This is a genomic window from Phyllobacterium calauticae (assembly GCF_019991125.1).
In the GTDB taxonomy this organism is placed as follows: Bacteria; Pseudomonadota; Alphaproteobacteria; order Rhizobiales; family Rhizobiaceae; genus Phyllobacterium; species Phyllobacterium calauticae.
Genome location: NZ_JAGENB010000004.1, coordinates 245,169 through 261,846 on the forward strand (window position 1 = coordinate 245,169; position 16,678 = coordinate 261,846).

The 16,678-nt window shown below is 56.9% G+C and carries 17 protein-coding genes; 10 read left to right on the plus strand and 7 right to left on the minus strand.

Annotated elements, in window-relative coordinates; genetic code table 11:
* Positions 1 to 10 precede the first annotated feature (10 nt).
* Genes J1W56_RS16565 through J1W56_RS16585 form a run of 5 tightly spaced genes read right to left on the minus strand, consistent with a single transcriptional unit; the run spans position 11 to position 6,557 of the window.
* Positions 11 to 1,471: a form I ribulose bisphosphate carboxylase large subunit gene (locus tag J1W56_RS16565; protein ID WP_223614375.1), complete on the minus strand. Its 1,461-nt coding sequence runs from the start codon at positions 1,469 to 1,471 to the stop codon at positions 11 to 13.
* A gap of 29 nt (positions 1,472 to 1,500) precedes the next feature.
* On the minus strand, positions 1,501 to 2,580 hold the full coding sequence (gene fba / locus J1W56_RS16570) for a class II fructose-bisphosphate aldolase (RefSeq protein WP_223614377.1): 1,080 nt from the start codon (positions 2,578 to 2,580) through the stop codon (positions 1,501 to 1,503).
* A gap of 2 nt (positions 2,581 to 2,582) precedes the next feature.
* Positions 2,583 to 4,607, minus strand: coding sequence for a transketolase (gene tkt, locus J1W56_RS16575; protein WP_223614379.1), 2,025 nt, complete (start codon positions 4,605 to 4,607; stop codon positions 2,583 to 2,585).
* Between the two features lie 10 nt (positions 4,608 to 4,617).
* Positions 4,618 to 5,490, minus strand: coding sequence for a phosphoribulokinase (locus tag J1W56_RS16580; protein WP_223614380.1), 873 nt, complete (start codon positions 5,488 to 5,490; stop codon positions 4,618 to 4,620).
* Positions 5,491 to 5,507: 17 nt separating this feature from the next.
* On the minus strand, positions 5,508 to 6,557 hold the full coding sequence (locus tag J1W56_RS16585; protein ID WP_223614381.1) for a class 1 fructose-bisphosphatase: 1,050 nt from the start codon (positions 6,555 to 6,557) through the stop codon (positions 5,508 to 5,510).
* Between the two features lie 122 nt (positions 6,558 to 6,679).
* Between J1W56_RS16585 and J1W56_RS16590 the strand changes: the two genes are divergently transcribed.
* The 9 genes from J1W56_RS16590 (at position 6,680) to J1W56_RS16630 (ending at position 14,188) form a co-directional block, all read left to right on the plus strand.
* On the plus strand, positions 6,680 to 7,627 hold the full coding sequence (locus tag J1W56_RS16590; RefSeq protein WP_223614382.1) for a LysR family transcriptional regulator: 948 nt from the start codon (positions 6,680 to 6,682) through the stop codon (positions 7,625 to 7,627).
* 25 nt (positions 7,628 to 7,652) lie between these two features.
* Positions 7,653 to 8,021, plus strand: coding sequence for a hypothetical protein (locus J1W56_RS16595; RefSeq protein ID WP_223614383.1), 369 nt, complete (start codon positions 7,653 to 7,655; stop codon positions 8,019 to 8,021).
* Positions 8,022 to 8,127: 106 nt separating this feature from the next.
* Positions 8,128 to 9,006 (plus strand): hypothetical protein, encoded by an 879-nt coding sequence (locus J1W56_RS16600; RefSeq protein ID WP_223614384.1) that lies wholly within the window; start codon positions 8,128 to 8,130, stop codon positions 9,004 to 9,006.
* A 152-nt stretch (positions 9,007 to 9,158) separates the two neighbouring features.
* Positions 9,159 to 9,545, plus strand: coding sequence for a c-type cytochrome (locus J1W56_RS16605; protein ID WP_223614385.1), 387 nt, complete (start codon positions 9,159 to 9,161; stop codon positions 9,543 to 9,545).
* 191 nt (positions 9,546 to 9,736) lie between these two features.
* On the plus strand, positions 9,737 to 10,555 hold the full coding sequence (locus J1W56_RS16610; protein WP_223614386.1) for a cytochrome c oxidase subunit II: 819 nt from the start codon (positions 9,737 to 9,739) through the stop codon (positions 10,553 to 10,555).
* Positions 10,556 to 10,605: 50 nt separating this feature from the next.
* Positions 10,606 to 12,384 (plus strand): cytochrome c oxidase subunit I, encoded by a 1,779-nt coding sequence (ctaD, locus tag J1W56_RS16615; RefSeq protein WP_223614387.1) that lies wholly within the window; start codon positions 10,606 to 10,608, stop codon positions 12,382 to 12,384.
* Positions 12,381 to 13,085 (plus strand): cytochrome c oxidase subunit 3, encoded by a 705-nt coding sequence (locus J1W56_RS16620; RefSeq protein ID WP_223614388.1) that lies wholly within the window; start codon positions 12,381 to 12,383, stop codon positions 13,083 to 13,085. The genes ctaD and J1W56_RS16620 overlap by 4 nt, the downstream gene beginning before the upstream one ends.
* Before the next feature lie 12 nt (positions 13,086 to 13,097).
* Complete coding sequence (locus J1W56_RS16625; RefSeq protein WP_223614390.1) at positions 13,098 to 13,823, plus strand: heme-copper oxidase subunit III family protein; 726 nt, start codon at positions 13,098 to 13,100, stop codon at positions 13,821 to 13,823.
* Between the two features lie 5 nt (positions 13,824 to 13,828).
* A complete protein-coding gene (locus J1W56_RS16630) occupies positions 13,829 to 14,188 on the plus strand; it encodes a cytochrome C oxidase subunit IV family protein (protein ID WP_223614391.1) in 360 nt (119 codons plus the stop codon).
* Between the two features lie 48 nt (positions 14,189 to 14,236).
* Here the strand turns inward: J1W56_RS16630 and J1W56_RS16635 are convergent, their stop codons facing one another.
* Both J1W56_RS16635 and J1W56_RS16640 read right to left on the minus strand, forming a co-directional pair.
* Positions 14,237 to 15,073, minus strand: a complete 837-nt coding sequence (locus tag J1W56_RS16635; protein ID WP_223614392.1) for a DUF2189 domain-containing protein — start codon at positions 15,071 to 15,073, stop codon at positions 14,237 to 14,239.
* A 215-nt stretch (positions 15,074 to 15,288) separates the two neighbouring features.
* A complete protein-coding gene (locus J1W56_RS16640; RefSeq protein ID WP_374042632.1) occupies positions 15,289 to 16,047 on the minus strand; it encodes an alpha/beta fold hydrolase in 759 nt (252 codons plus the stop codon).
* Between the two features lie 149 nt (positions 16,048 to 16,196).
* On the opposite strand from J1W56_RS16640, the gene J1W56_RS16645 reads away from it, so the two are divergent.
* Entirely contained in the window at positions 16,197 to 16,640 is a 444-nt protein-coding gene (locus tag J1W56_RS16645; protein WP_223614393.1) for a MarR family winged helix-turn-helix transcriptional regulator, read from the plus strand.
* Positions 16,641 to 16,678: the final 38 nt, after the last annotated feature.

A 16,678-nucleotide genomic window follows, 5' to 3' on the forward strand; every position in this document is an offset into this window, starting at 1 on the left:
GTCGTTTCTCCTATTCGGCTGCTGTTGCCGTCGGAACGAAGTCCGGCGAGTCGGTTGAGGTGTAGTTGAAGGAAACATCCTTCCAGACTTCGAGCGCCTGCTGCAGAGGCTGACAGTTGCGGGCCGCCATCCGCAGGATGTCCGGTCCCTCGCGCAGGATATCCCGGCCTTCATTACGTGCGAGCACCATGCATTCGAGTGCGACACGGTTGGCAGTGGCTCCGGCCGCAATGCCAAGGGGGTGACCGATAGTACCGCCGCCGAATTGCAGAACGACATCCTCGCCGAGAAGATCCAGCAGCTGATGCATTTGACCGGCATGGATACCGCCAGACGCAACCGGCATCATCTTGTTGAGAGAAGCCCAGTGCTGATCGAAGAACACACCGTTTTCGAGCCGCATCGGGTTGAAATCCTCGCGGCAAATATCGTAGTAGCCACGCGTGGTTGCCGGATCACCTTCAAGTTTACCGACCACCGTTCCGGCATGAATATGATCCACACCGGCGAGACGCATCCACTTGGCGATCACCCGGAACGAGACACCGTGTGACTTCTGCCGTGTATAGGTGGAATGGCCGGCGCGATGCAGATGCAGGATCATGTCATTGCGACGCGCCCATTTGGCCATTGATTGGATTGCCGTATAGCCGATCACCAGATCGATCATGACGATGTTGGAGCCCAGTTCTTTGGCAAAATCAGCACGTTCGTACATGTCCTCCATCGTCGCCGCCGTGACGTTGAGGTAACTGCCCTTGATTTCGCCGGTGGCAGCCTGGGCCTTGTTGACGGCCTCCATGCAGTAAAGGAACCGTTCGCGCCAATGCATGAAGGGTTGCGAGTTGATGTTCTCGTCATCCTTGGTGAAATCCAGACCGCCTTTCAGCGCTTCATACACAACACGCCCGTAATTGCGCCCGGACAGTCCAAGCTTCGGCTTCACGGTCGCGCCAAGCAGCGGCCGGCCGAATTTGTCGAGGCGTTCGCGTTCAACGACAATGCCTGTCGGCGGCCCCTGGAAGGTTTTGACATAGGCGACCGGCAGGCGCATGTCCTCCAGCCGCAAAGCCTTGAGCGGCTTGAATCCGAAGACATTGCCGATGATCGACGCCGTCAGATTGGAGATGGAGCCCGGTTCGAACAGATCCAGATCATAGGCGATGTAAGCGAAATATTGACCTTCGCCATTGGGAACGGGATCAACGCGATAGGCCTTGGCCCGATATTTTTCGGTTGCTGTCAGCCGATCTGTCCACACCACCGTCCAGGTTGCGGTTGACGATTCACCGGCAACGGCGGCAGCCGCCTCGATCGGGTCAACGCCATCCTGCGGTGTAATGCGGAAGAGCGCGATGATATCGGTGTCTTTCGGTTCATAATCGGGCTCCCAATAGCCCATCTTCTTGTATTCCATGACACCGGACCTGTAGCGGTCCTTCCCTGTGACCGTTTCCGACTTGTTTGACATGATAAGGTCCTTTCCGTTTCATTCGGGACTCAAGCAGCCTGCGCTGCGGCGATTTGTGGATCGAGCTTGCCAGCCGCATAGCGTTTGGCCATGTCATCGAGACCGATGACCTTGATTTTCAGAGCATGGCCTGCCGTGCCGAACCGCTCGAAGCGGTCCCGGCAGAGATCGCGCATCGCATCCATGGCGGGTTTCAGGAACTTGCGCGGGTCAAACTCAGCCGGATTTTCGGCGGCTATCTTGCGGAACTGTCCGCTCATCGCCATCCGGCAATCCGTATCGATGTTCACCTTGCGCACGCCGTGGCGAATGCCCCGCTCGATTTCCTCCACTGGCACGCCATAGGTTTGCGGCATCTCGCCGCCAAACCGGTTGATGATGTCCTGCAAGGGTTGCGGGACGGATGAAGACCCATGCATGACCAGATGCGTGTTCGGCAGTTTGCGGTGGATCTCCTCGATCACGCCCATCGCCAGAATGTCACCATCGGGCGCACGGGTGAATTTGTAGGCGCCATGCGATGTGCCACAGGCTATTGCGAGCGCGTCTACTTTCGTACGAAGCACAAAATCGACTGCCTGGTCCGGATCAGTCAGCAGTTGATCATGGCTCAGCACGCCGCTCGCGCCGTGCCCGTCCTCGGCCTCAGCCTCGCCGCTCTCAAGCGATCCCAACACGCCGAGTTCACCTTCCACCGAGACGCCAAGCCAATGGGCAATGGATGCGACCCGCTTGGTGATCCCGACATTGTATTCGTAGGATGCGGGTGTCGCTGCATCCGCTTCGAGCGAACCGTCCATCATCACGGACGTGAATCCATGCCGGATCGCCGTCATGCAGGTGGCTTCGTCATTGCCGTGATCCTGATGCAGGCAGACAGGAATGGCTGGGTACAATTCCACCAGCGCGTCGATCATCCGCGCCAGCATGATGTCCTTGGCGTAAGAGCGCGCGCCACGGGATGCTTGCAGAATAACCGGCGCCTCGCAGGCTGCCGCGGCTTCCATCACGGCAAGCCCCTGCTCCATATTGTTGATGTTGAAGGCAGGAACGCCGTAGCCATGCTCAGCCGCATGATCGAGCAGTTGTCGCAGTGTAATACGGGCCATCATCAATACTCCTTCTCGCTGATGAGCTTGCGTGCAGTGGCAACAATCTTTTCGGGCGTAATCCCGAAATGACGATAGAGGTCCGGTGCCGGCGCGCTGGCGCCAAAACCGTGCATGCCGATGAATGCACCCTTGTCACCGATCCAGCGGTCCCAGCCGAGGCGTGCCGCCGCCTCGATACCGATGCGCGGTGCCGCAGCAAGAACCGACCGGCGATAGGCCGGGGTCTGCGCCTCAAACAGTTCCCAGGAGGGCATGGAAACAACAGCCGCCGCGATCTTGTGTTGCGCCCGCAGCATATCGGCAGCGGTACATGCAATCTCGACCTCCGAGCCCGTGGCCAGCAGAGTGACCGCGCGCGGCTCGGCTGTTTCACGCAGCACGTAAGCGCCACGAGCGGACCGATTTTCCTCGATATAACCGGGACGCAGCATCGCGAGGTTCTGGCGGGACAATACGATGACGCTCGGACGGTCACTGTATTTCAACGCCAGTTCCCAGCATTCCGCCGTCTCGATAATATCCGCCGGCCGGAATACATTGATGCCCGGTGTGGCGCGCAGCATGGCGAGGTGTTCAACCGGCTGATGCGTCGGGCCATCCTCACCAAGGCCAATCGAGTCATGGGTCATGACATAGACGACCTGCTGGCCCATCAAGGCGGAAAGGCGTATCGCTCCCCGCGCATAATCGGCGAAAGCCAGGAACGTACCGCCATACGGGATGAAACCACCATGCAGCGCGAGACCGTTCATCGCGGCGGCCATGCCGTGCTCACGGATCCCATAGTGAATGTACCGGCCGGAAAAATCACCGGATGCAACACTGCGCATGCCGGGCGTTACGGTGAGGTTCGAGTGCGTAAGATCGGCCGATCCGCCGATCGTGAGATCGGTAGCGGCGTTGACGATCCCAAGCACCATTTCCGAAGCCTTGCGCGTCGCAACCTTGGTGGCCTTCTCGATATGGTCGCGGCGAAACGCGGCAAGTTCTTCAAACACCCTTGCCGGCACCTGCTTCTGCGCCGCCAGCTTGAAATCCTCCCCAAGCGGCGATTTTGATAGCCTTACCGACCAGTCGCGCCGTTCATCGGCACCCCGACGTGCAACATCGCGCCATATTTCAAGGATATCCTCCGGAACGGTGAATGGCTCATATGGCCAGTCCAATGCCAGACGCGCTGCGGCAATTTCCGCAGCGCCCAGTGGAGCGCCATGGGTCTTTTCGGTGCCTTGCAGGTTAGGCGCCCCTTTTCCGATGATGGTGCGGCACGAGATCAGCGAAGGCTGTCCGGAGGCCTTGGCATGGGAAATCGCCCCGGCAATTTCATCGAAGTCATGCCCGTCGATGTCCTGAACGTCGAAGCCAGCGGCCTTGAAACGCGCCAGCTGATCCGTCGACGTCGAGAGCGATGTCGGCCCGTCGATGGAGATGGCATTGTTGTCCCAGAACACGATAAGCTTCGACAGGTTCAAATGACCCGCAAGGTCGATCGCCTCCTGGCTGATACCTTCCTGCAGGCAACCATCTCCGGCCATGACATAGGTATAATGATCAACGATATCCGCCCCAAATCGCGTGGCCTGCATGCGCTCGGCCAGCGCCATGCCGACCGCGGTCGCGATACCCTGCCCAAGCGGCCCGGCGGTCATCTCGATGCCCTGTGCATGACCGTATTCCGGATGACCTGCGGTTTTTGCACCGATCTGGCGAAAGCGCTGCAGTTCCTCGATGGGCATGTCGGGGTAGCCGACGAGATAATGCAGGGCATATTGCAGCATGGAACCATGTCCCGCTGACAGAACAAACCGGTCACGGTCGGGCCATTGCGGGTGCAGCGGATCAAGTTTGATGAAACGCCTGAACAGCACGGTCGCGACATCCGCCATCCCCATCGGCATGCCGGGATGCCCGGAATTCGCCTTCTGGACGCTATCCATGACCAGAGCGCGGATCGCATTCGCCATGTCCCGTTCCGGAAGGATTTCGGTATCCGGCTTGTCTTGAAGCAGAGCTTGCGTGTTCATCATCTTCTCCTCACGAGGCTCGGTTTTTGCGCTCGATCAACTGCATGATCAGCGGCGTCAGGATGAGTTGCATGGCCAGGTCGAGTTTGTTGCCAGGCACGACGATCGAATTGGCGCGCGACATGAACGAGTCGTGAATCATCGAAAGCAGGTACGGAAAATCAATCCCGCGCGGCCGGGCAAACCGGATCACCAGCATTGACTCGTCGGGCGTCGGTATCCACCTGGCGATGAACGGATTGGACGTGTCGACAATGGGTACGCGCTGGAAGTTGATATCCGTCAGCGTAAACTGCGGCGTGATATAGCGGACATAGTCCGGCATACGGCGCAGGATGACATCCATCACCGCTTCGGTGGAGTATCCGCGGGTCGAGCGGTCGCGATGGATTTTCTGTATCCACTCGAGATTGATGACGGGCACCACGCCGATCTTGAGATCCGCATGGCGAGCAAGATTGATGCCTTCCGTGACGGCGCAGCCGTGCAGTCCCTCATAGAAGAGAAGGGTGCTGGGCGAAAAATCACGCCATTCGGTAAATGTACCGGCTGGCATCTTGTACTGCTCGGCTTCGGCATCATCATGGATGTAGGTCCGCGTCTGGCCAGTTCCCTTGCGACCATATTCTTCAAACACCGCGTCGAGCTTGGCGAGTTCATTGGCATCGACGTGGAAATGCGTAAAGTTGGGATTACCCTTCTTTTCTTCTTCCGCGACCTTCACCTTCATGGTGTTGCGGTCATATTTGTGAAAGGCATCGCCTTCGATGAAGGCGGCTTCGATGTGCTCGCGGCGAAAAATCTGTTCGAAGATGCGCTTGACCGACGTGGTGCCGGCACCAGACGAACCGGTGATGGAGATGATCGGATGCTTTGCTGACATGATTGATCTCCCTCCCCTCAAGCCCTGAACAGGCCACGGTTGCTGAAGAGCGGCGCACGCTCGCCAATATTGCTGGGTTCGGCATGGTAGCGGCCGATCCGGGCCACTTCCCGTGCTGAACCAAAAACGAACGGAACCCGTTGATGCATGGTGTGGGGTACCAGATCGAGGATACGGTTCGCCGTATCCGTTGCACCTCCGCCCGCTTGCTCGATGAGAAAAGCAATGGGATTCGCCTCGTAGATCAGCCGTATCCGGCCCTCGCCGTAGCCTTTGCGCTTATCACCGGGATAGAGAAACACGCCACTGCGCATAAGAATGCGGTACGTCTCGGCGACGAGCGACGCGATCCATCGCATGTTGAAATCACGCTCGCGCGGCCCCTCGCTACCCTTCAGGCAATCATCGACATAGAGCTGTACTGCCTCGTCCCAATGCCGATAATTGGCTGTGTTGATGGCAAACTCATGTGACTGGCTTGCTATGACGATGCTTTCATACGCCTGCACGAAGGTTCCAAGCCGGCTTGAAAAGACAAAAACGTGTGTACCGCTGCCAAGTGTCACGACAAGAGCGAGCTGCGGGCCGTAAATGAAAAAGCCGGCAGCGAGCTGGCGGTCGCCCTTTTGAAAGAACGATGCGCCAGGCTCGCTGCTCGGATCACCGGCCACCGGGAGGACGGAGAAGATAGTTCCGATCGAAACATTGGTGTCGATATTGGACGAGCCGTCGAGCGGATCGATTGCAAGTGCCAGTGGCGCACGCGGATCCAGCACTGCCGGATGCGTCAGTTCCTCCGAGCCGTAGAGGGCAACAGGAGCCTGCCGTGCCGCTTCGAGAAACATGTCGTCAGCAAATACGTCGAGCGCCTTCTGCGGATCGCCGTCGGCATTCCTGTTGCCAGTTCCCCCGGAAAAGGCCTTTCCAAGGGCTCCCTGATTGATGATGCTGCGAATCTTGACCGCCGTCAAAGCCAGTTGGCGCAGAAGCGCGGATACCGATGCACGCAAGGGATCGTGATGTTCCGCATAGGATCCAAGAAAGGCGTCTAATGTCGCCGTGGTCATGGTCGTCCTCCCGTGCCTGATCATCGTTTCGCGTCAGACTTCGGTGCTAAGGGACCATTGATGGATACCTAAGTAAAATTTAATATATTTACGTCTTAGATAAAATTTATTAATCTCACGCAATGCGCAATCTGAATCTCAAGCAGTTACGGGCGATACAGGCAATCAAGCGGCATGGGACAATCGTCGCTGCTGCCAATGCGTTGGGACTGACGCCCCCTGCCGTGACCATTCAGCTCAAGCTGGTGGAGGAAGACGCGAATATTATCCTGTTCGATCGCACCAATGAGGGACTTCGCCCCACCGCCGCCGGCCTTGCATTTCTCGATGCCGCGCAGATGATCGAGGAACGGCTACGGGTTCTTCACGACGAAATCGATGCAATCAAAGGTTTACGGGTGGGCACCCTGTCCTTGGGGGTGGTGTCGACAGCCAAGTACTTTGCGCCGCAACTCATGGCGATTTTCGCAAAGGAACATCCCGACATCGTCGTCAAACTGGCAATAGGGAACCGCGCGGAAATCATCGACAGTTTGAAAAACCATGCAGTGGACCTTGCTCTGATGGGCCGGCCGCCAAAGGATATCCCGCTGCGTTCGGCGGTTTTTGGCGATCATCCGCTGGTGATGATCGCCGCACCGGATCACCCCCTGGCCAAATGCCGGGACATAACGAAAGAGCGTATCGCGCAGGAGCATTTTCTGATCCGCGAGCCTGGGTCCGGCACCCGCATTTCGCTGGAGATTTTCCTGAGTGAACTGCCGGGGCGTATCGATGATCTCGGCACCGAAATGTCCTCGAACGAAACAATCAAACAGGCTGTCATGGCGGGGCTTGGCGTAGCCTTCATTTCAGCTCACACGATCGCGCTCGAACTGGAAGTCGGCAAGCTCGTGATGCTGGATGTCACTGGTATGCCCATCCGCCGTCAGTGGTTTTCGGTCATGCGGACTGACCGGACATTGTCGCCGGCAATGCGGGCCTTCCAGGATTTTCTCAACCGCAAAGGCGCGCAATGTCTTCCCTCCATCGATCGGCTCTATCCCATGGCCGGCGCGCAAATTTCGTAAAGTCGACGAACTTGGACAAGCAGGAATGGCGTTGCGGGCCCATATGACGTTTAATGAGTGCGGGATGTCCGGGGGAACCATGATTGAACAAAAGCCGTTGAGCCTGGCGTCGCGGATCGCCTATTTTGCCTCCAGCCTCATGTTCGCCATCTTGATGACCATTGGGTTATCGGTTGTATATCTTGCAGCACTCTCCAACCCTGCGGTGAGCAGGATTGATGTTGGTGGCTTTATGGTCGGGATGTTGTTTGTATGCACGCTGCTCATTGCGGCATGCTGGCTCGCCTATCTTCCGCTTCACCGGCACCATGGACTTATTCGAATTGTCACAACTGCCTTCTGTCTTTTGATCGCTATATCCGTCGTTCTCATCGTGTTCATTGACTGGGGTTAAAAATCAGGTTGCAAACGGACGGACCGTCCGCGTTATGGCTCGCGCTTCGGACGTGGCGCTGCTAAAACGCTCACGCTCATTGATTGACAACCGTGGGGACACTGGAATGAATTCAATGCGTCGCGGTGTGCTTGCGTTTTTGGGCGGCCTCATGATGGGCAAGCCTTCTCTCAGTACGGCGTCCAGCAAGCTTCCGGCATACGCTGCATCGCGTTCCAGCTACACGCCGCGCCATGTGCTTTGTTTTCTTGGCGGTGAGCATGGCCTTCCAGCCCTGGTCGAAAATGCCCGCGCCGCCATAGAGAAACTGGCAGATGGTTTTATCGCCGATGAAGATGGCTCCCGGAATGAACCTGATGACCGGATGGAGCGATCGTTCAACGTCTGCTGGGATCGCGTCGATCCCGAGGCCTATCAGGACACTGACGAAAAAGCCGTCGCCGGGCACGGGTCTGTCCTCTACGTGCTCGGCCCGTCGATGACGGCGGAAACAACCGTAACGACATCCGCAAAAGCCTTGCAGCTTGTGCAATACATGCTTGATCACGGGGCCATTGCCGTGAAGGGTGAAAGCGCAGGGGTCGCCCATGGCGTGCGGCGATGGAAGGAACTGGCTGAACAGGCCCGCAACGCATCGGCCTCCGGTGATGTCATGGCACTCGCAACAACCTGCCGTCTGGCCTTTGCGCGCCGGCCCATCGGTGACGACGTCGATGGCATGGCCAGCGTCGGGTTCCATTTGGTTGGGTTGCCTGATGTTCTGGTAACCGCCGTTCGTCCGTCAGATCAACGGCCGTCAAACAACGCCGAGCAGCTCAAGATTGCGGCTCTGATCGACGATATCGCCGCCGAAATGACCCGGGACGGCGTTGAAACCGCCGTAACGGATCGTCGTGCCGCTCTATCTAGCGACACCCGCTATGAGGAAGACGAGTACAAATTCAATCCGTTCGGGGTTGTGCATATGCAAGTCAGCAAGCTTTAGCAAAGCGATATTTGAGAGCCGCCATCAGCACGACGTGATTACCTGCGCCCGGTTGACGGGACATGAGCCTACATCTTTAACGGGAAATTCTTTGCCGGACTGATTGACTTATCACGTGTGCAGGATGACAATTTCAGCCAGGAGGGGGTTTCATGAAATATTGTGTCCTTCTTATCGGCTTTTCAGTCGCTGTCCTTTCCGCAGGCGGAGCGCACTCCCAGGAGGGAGATGCCACGGCGGGCGCAGCCGTTTTCAAAAAATGCGGCATCTGCCATGTGGCGGAAACAGATACGAACAAAGTGGGGCCTTCGTTGAATGGTCTGTTCGGCAGAACAGCCGGAACACATGCAGGCTTCGGTTATTCACCGTCGATGACGGATGCAGGCAAAGCTGGTCTTGTGTGGAATGAGACCTCGCTACGAGACTATCTGCATGACCCCAAGGCCAAGGTAAAAGGCACGAAAATGGCCTTCCCCGGATTGAAGGACGATGGCGACATCACCAATCTGATTGCCTATCTGAAACAGTTTTCCAAGTAATTCTTCATTCCTTTGAGAATGAATGGGTATGAATGACACCATGTTCATCTGGTGAACACTTGAGGAAACATGGCTTATATATCTGTTTCTTCCGGCCTGATTGCCTGTCTTATCCGTTCATGAGATAATAGATTTGTCTTTCCCAAGATGCGACCCATGTCCACACCCAGTAAAGGCCGGGAGGGCGGAAAATGGCAGTCGTGGTAATTCTGATCGTCATAGCCGTCGGCTCGGTATTGTTTCACCTGCTGAGCCCATGGTGGTGGACGCCTATAGCGTCGAACTGGGACTATATCGACAACACCATTATCATAACGTTCTGGATCACCGGGGTCGTTTTCGTCGCCGTGGTTCTGTTCATTGCGTTTTGCGTCTACCGTTTCCGGCACAGTCCCGGCAAACGCGCCGCATACGAGCCGGAAAACAGGATACTGGAGTTCTGGCTGGCTACCGTGACTGCCGTTGGTGTCGCTGCGATGCTGGCGCCGGGTCTGTTTGTCTGGAACCAATTCATTACGGTCCCGAACGATGCCACGGAAGTTGAAGTGGTTGGGCAGCAGTGGTTGTGGAGCTTTCGACTTCCAGGAAAAGATGGGCGGCTGGGAACTTCCGAGACCAGCGATGTCAGTTCGGATAACCCTTTGGGGATCAATAAAAGGGACCCCGCGAGCCTTGATGACATCATCATACAAGGCGGTGAATTGCATTTGCCCGTGGGCAAACCCGTCAAGATGTTGCTGCGCTCCCTTGATGTGGTGCACGATTTTTACGTCCCCGAGTTCCGGGCCAAGATGGATATGATCCCGGGATCGGTGAGCTATTACTGGTTTATCCCGACACGAACGGGAACTTTTGAGGTTCTTTGCGCAGAACTCTGCGGCGTCGGTCACCCGCAGATGCGCGGGACGGTCGTCGTTGACACCGAGGCAGATTATCAGACGTGGCTGCAACAGCAGCAGACTTTTTCCCAGATGATGGCATCGGCAGGAGACGTGCAGACGGCAAAATGAGAATGGTCGCCCTCCGGGAGAAGGGGCATTAGAGGTCGGGAGTATAGGGAATGGTCAATATTCCAGCTGGTATCGATGACACGGTTCCGTTAGCGGAAGTCGCCGATGTCGAACTTTACCACCCGAGGAGCTGGTGGACGACCTATGTCTTCAGTCAGGACGCCAAGGTCATCGCCATCCAGTACTCCGTGACCGCCATATCGATCGGCTTCGTGGCCTTGGTCTTGTCATGGCTCATGCGGATACAGCTCGCCTTTCCCGGCGCACTTTCCTTCATCGATGCGGAACACTACTACCAGTTCATCACCATGCACGGCATGATCATGGTGATCTATCTCTTGACCGCATTGTTTCTCGGCGGCTTCGGCAATTACCTCATCCCGCTGATGCTGGGTGCCCGGGATATGGTGTTCCCCTATGCAAACATGTTGAGCTATTGGCTTTACCTGCTCGCTGTGCTCGTGCTTGTAGCTGGCTTCTTTGTGCCCGGCGGCCCGACGGGCGCGGGGTGGACGCTTTATCCGCCCCAATCCATTCTTTCCGGCACCCCCGGGGGAAAAGACTGGGGCATCATCCTGATGCTGACTTCGCTCATCCTCTTCATCATTGGCTTCACGATGGGCGGGCTGAATTATGTGGTCACAGTCTTGCAGGGGCGCGCAAGAGGCATGACCCTGATGCGCATGCCTCTGACAATCTGGGGCATATTCACCGCAACCGTGATGGCCTTGCTGGCGTTTCCGGCCCTCTTTGTTGCCTCGGTCATGATGTTGTTCGACCGGGTTCTTGGAACCAGCTTCTTCATGCCGGCCATCGTCGAAATGGGTGAGCATCTGAAAAATGGCGGCGGCAGCCCCATCCTCTTCCAGCACCTGTTCTGGTTTTTCGGTCACCCGGAAGTCTACATCGTCGCTCTGCCGGCCTTCGGCATCGTGTCGGACCTCATCAGCACCCATGCGCGCAAGAATATATTCGGCTACCGTATGATGGTGTGGGCGATCGTGGGGATCGGTGCGCTCAGCTTCGTGGTTTGGGCACACCACATGTATGTCAGCGGGATGAACCCCAAATTCGGGTTCTTCTTTGCCACGACCACGCTGATTATTGCCGTGCCCACAGCTATCAAGGTCTATAACTGGGTGCTTACTTTATGGCGGGGTGATATCCATCTGACCTTGCCAATGCTGTTCGCTCTCGGGTTCATGGTCACATTCGTCAATGGCGGGCTGACAGGACTATTTCTCGGCAATGTCGTCGTCGATGTTCCACTGGCCAAGACGCTGTTTGTCGTTGCGCATTTTCACATGGTCATGGGCGTTGCTCCCATTATGGTGGTCTTCGGGGCGATCTATCATTGGTATCCCAAAGTCACCGGGCGAATGCTCGACGAAACACTGGGCAGAGTGCACTTTTTTGTCACCTTCCTTGGGGCCTACGCCATCTTCTTTCCCATGCATTATCTCGGACTGCTGGGCGTGCCACGCCGCTATTCCGAATTGGGCGATACAGCATTCATTCCGCCATCCGTGCAAGCCCTGAATGAATTCATCACGATCATGGCGCTGATCGTCGGGGCAGCGCAAATCCTCTTCCTGTTCAATCTGGCCTGGAGCGTGCGAAGGGGCAAGGAGGCTGGCGGCAATCCCTGGCGGGCAACGACGCTCGAATGGCAGACGCCGCAGACACCGCCGGCCCATGGTAATTGGGGGAAGGAACTGCCCGTGGTCTACCGCTGGGCCTATGATTACAGCGTTCCAGGCGCAGCCCAGGATTTCATTCCGCAGAACCAGCCCAATGGCGACCGAATTTCCAGGGAGCCCGCATCGTGAGCACCATTCTGGTTTTCCTGGCCGGGCTCGCCGTCATCATCACGTGGTGGATGGCGCAGCAGCGCCTGACGTCCAAACCTTGGCTTGAAGTCAATGCAACCAGTGATATTCCCGCGTGGACCAGGTCTGCCATCGCCACCGAGAAAATCGGTCTGGGCGTATTCCTGGCTGTTGTCGGTGCCTTGTTCACTCTGTTCATCAGCGCTTACTTCATGCGGATGGGACTGCAGGATTGGTGGGCCATTCCGCTTCCGCGGATACTTTGGCTCAACACGGGCATACTGGTGACAAGCAGCGTCGCACTGCAACGGGCCAAGACTGAAGCCGCACGCAGCAACAACAGTGCCTTGAGGCTTGCCCTCATGACAGCTCTTGCCGCTACCACCGGATTTCTGATCGGACAGTTGTTCGCATGGAAGGAGCTCGTCACCGCCGGCTACGTCATAGCAGACAATCCCGCGAACAGTTTTTTCTACCTGATTACCGGAATGCATGGCCTGCATATTCTTGGCGGACTCTTCGTGCTCAGCCGTACCACGTCCCGGGTATGGCAGGGCGCTCCGCTCCCAAAGGTGCGGCTGAGCATCGAGCTGTGCACCATGTACTGGCATTTCATGCTGGTGGTGTGGCTGGTTCTGTTTGCCCTGTTTGCCGGTTGGGCCAATGATTTCATCGCCATCTGCCGCCAAGTGCTCAACTAGGACGTTTGACCCATGTCTCAATCCTCCGCACAAGCAAAACCCGAGATCGCCCTTCCCCGGCCTACCGGCCTGCGCGGCTTCGCATCTGACTGGGCCTCCGATCAGCGCGCGTTTAAAAACGTTTCCTGGGGCAAGGCCATGATGTGGATCTTTCTGCTCAGCGACACGTTCATCTTCGGGTGTTTTCTGGTCGCCTACATGACGGCACGGGTGTCCACGGCTATTGCCTGGCCAAACCCCAGCACGGTCTTCGCGCTCAATATCGGCGGCAAGGAAATCCCGCTGATCCTGATCGCCATTATGACCTTTGTCCTCATCAGCAGTTCAGGGACAATGGCCATGGCCGTCAATTATGGTTATCGGCGTGATCGCCGTAAAGCTGCCATCCTTATGCTGATCACAGCATTGTTCGGTGCAATCTTTGTCGGCATGCAGGCTTTCGAATGGACCAAACTGATCACCGAGGGCGTCCGCCCATGGGGAAATCCGTGGGGCGCGGCGCAGTTCGGGTCAACGTTTTTCATGATCACCGGCTTTCACGGCACACACGTCAGCATCGGCGTCATTTTCCTTATCGTCATCGCGCGCAAGGTCTGGCGGGGCGATTTTGATACGGAAAGACGCGGCTTTTTCACCAGCCGCAAAGGCAACTACGAGATCGTCGAAATCATGGGCCTGTACTGGCACTTCGTGGATCTCGTCTGGGTTTTTATCTTCGCATTTTTCTATTTGTGGTGAGGATCATGGAACAACCGGTGACACATTCGCAAACACAGGTGCTGACGCACACTGACCATCAACAGCATCCCATCAAGCTTTATCTCGTCGTCTGGGGATTGCTGTTTTTTCTGAGTGTCTGCTCCTACATGGTCGACTATCTCGGGTTCCAGCACTATCTGCGCTGGGGGCTGATCCTGCTTTTCATGATTTTGAAAGCCGGATTGATCGTCGCCATCTTCATGCATATGGCATGGGAAAGACTGGCCCTCGTCTATGCCGTGATACTTCCACCGATACTGGTGCTTGTTTTTGTCGCCCTGATGACATCGGAAGCGCATTACACCTTGTTCACACGCATGACGTTCTTTGGCATTGCGCAATAGAACACGGTTTGCGTGGGTGCATCGCGCTTCACGATGCTACGAGAAAACTTACCGGCGGACCGGACGTTTCTTCGCCTCTGCAAGGATGGGCTGGGGTTCCACCACCTTGCGGTAGAGGTGCCAGGTGGCATGGCCGAGCACCGGTATAATGATCGCCAGACCAACAAAGAGCGTCAAAAAGCCAACCACCAGCAATGCCGCAACGATCAATCCCCACAATGCCATCGTCACCGGATTGGCAGCGACTGCCTTTATCGAGGTCACAACAGCGGCGAATGCGCCGACATCCCGGTCAAGCAGGAGCGGGAACGTCACGACGCTTGTGCACAGCACAACCACGGCAAAGACAAAGCCGATCGCATTGCCAAGAAGGATCATTCTCTGGCCTTCCGGCGTGTTGAAAACCTGATCGAGGAATGCGCGCATGGAGACCGGTGCTTCGGAACCGAAAAGGCTGGTGTAGAGAGATTGAGCCGTCAGCAGCCAGGCGATGAAAATTGCAAACAGCATGACGCCGACGGCAATGATGGACGGAATGGCAGGCGAACGCCGGACCTCAAATGCGTGACGCCAGGACGTATCGAGATTGAGTTCGCGCCTACGGCTGATCTCGTAGAGACCCAAAGCGGCAAGGGGACCGATCAGCGCAAAGCCGGACATCAGCGGAAAGACAAGCGGCAACGTGTTGGCGCCCGAGGACCACCGCATGAGGACCACACCGACAATCGGATAGATCAGGCAGAGAAAAACATAATGGGATGGTTTGTCCCAAAAATCATCCAACCCCTCGCGGAGAGCCGCAACGATATCGGATACGCCAATTCGGCGAACGTGGGGGTAGACAGGGACCTCGTTTGCACCAGCAATCACATGAAATTGCGCCATGACCAGTTCTCCCAATTCAGTTATGGGCGGCAACGATATACCGATATGCCTTGCATTGGCGGGGCTACCGGATCGAACCTGAACCCTTGTCCAATATACGCCCTCCAACCTCGTTTTGCCAGAGTCCGATCTTTACCCGGTCTGGCCACGACAGATGAAAGACGCGGATAACCGGAGCGCCTAGGACGCCCCGGTTATCCGGCGAAAGTGGATGCTTACTTGGCGGCGGCTGCCTGTTCGATGAGAGCTGCGACGGCTTCAGGCTTGGAAACATAGACGGCATGGCTGCCGGCCGTTTCGACGACGGTGGCATTCGCGCGCTTGGCCATCATGCGCTGGGCGGGCGGCGGGATCATGTGATCGTCCGAGGCAACCAGGTAGAAGCTCGGCTTGCTCTTCCACGCCGGTTCGGTCACGGCACCGGCCAGGGCTTCGACACCCCAGGGAACCTGCGAGTCAGCCATGAATGCAGCCGTTCCCGCATCAACATCGGCAGCGAAGGCGGCGGCGAACTTGGCCTTGTCAAGGAACAGGTAGCCATCAACAGGCGGCAGGATCGGAGGCACGGGAGCGCCAGCAGGCGGATTGGCGATCAGGGACGAGACGGACTCGCCTTTGTCGGGTGCAAACGCTGCGATATAAACGACGGCCTTCACCTTTTCATCCGTGCCGGCTTCGCTGACAACGACGCCGCCATAGGAATGGCCGACCAGGATCACGGGACCGTCCTGCTGCGCGATGACCCGCTTGGTCACGGCCACGTCATCGGCCAGCGAGGTGGTCGGATTCTGCACGATGCTGACGGTGTAACCATCCTTTTTCAGGATGTTGTAAACGCCCTGCCAACCGGAGCCATCGACGAAGCCACCGTGGACAAGGACGATGTTCTTGGCACCGGCGGGTGCGGCGTGAACGGGGTTCAAAGCGGTTGCGGCCATGGCGAGGGTGGCGGCTGCGGTCAGGATCTTGCTCATGTGCGTATCTCCTTTTGTTTGTTTCGCAATAATCATTATCGCGATAATTAATAGATAACCGATGATCCAAACCTTGTAAAGCATTTTCTTTATCGCGATATCATTATTGTGATAAAGGTTATAAACACCTTCAAATCAAGGAGACGACAATGGACAACGCACCCACCCTGCCGCTTGACAGCCAGCTCTGCTTTTCAATCTATTCGGCGTCGATCGCCATCCACCGGGTCTACAAGCCGATGCTCGATGAGCTTGGGGTTACCTATACGCAGTATCTCGTCCTGAGCACCCTATGGGAACACGACGGCCTGACCATCAGCGCCATTGGCGATCGGCTGGCGCTGGAGCCAAGCACCATTACGCCCGCCGTCAAGCGGCTGGAAAGCGCAGGCTTTCTCGCACGCCGCCGCAGTGTTACCGATGAGCGTCAGGTTGAGGTGCATCTCAGCCCCAAAGGCACCGACCTTCACGCCAGGACAGGTTGTCTCACGGAGACGCTGTTGCGCCGCTCCGGCTTCACCATACCGGAGATGATCGATCTCAACCGCAAGGTCCAGTTGTTGCGCGACGGAATGACAAAGGCATCGGTCTAATGGCCGCATCCGTTGAACGGGAGTGACTGGATTGTCCG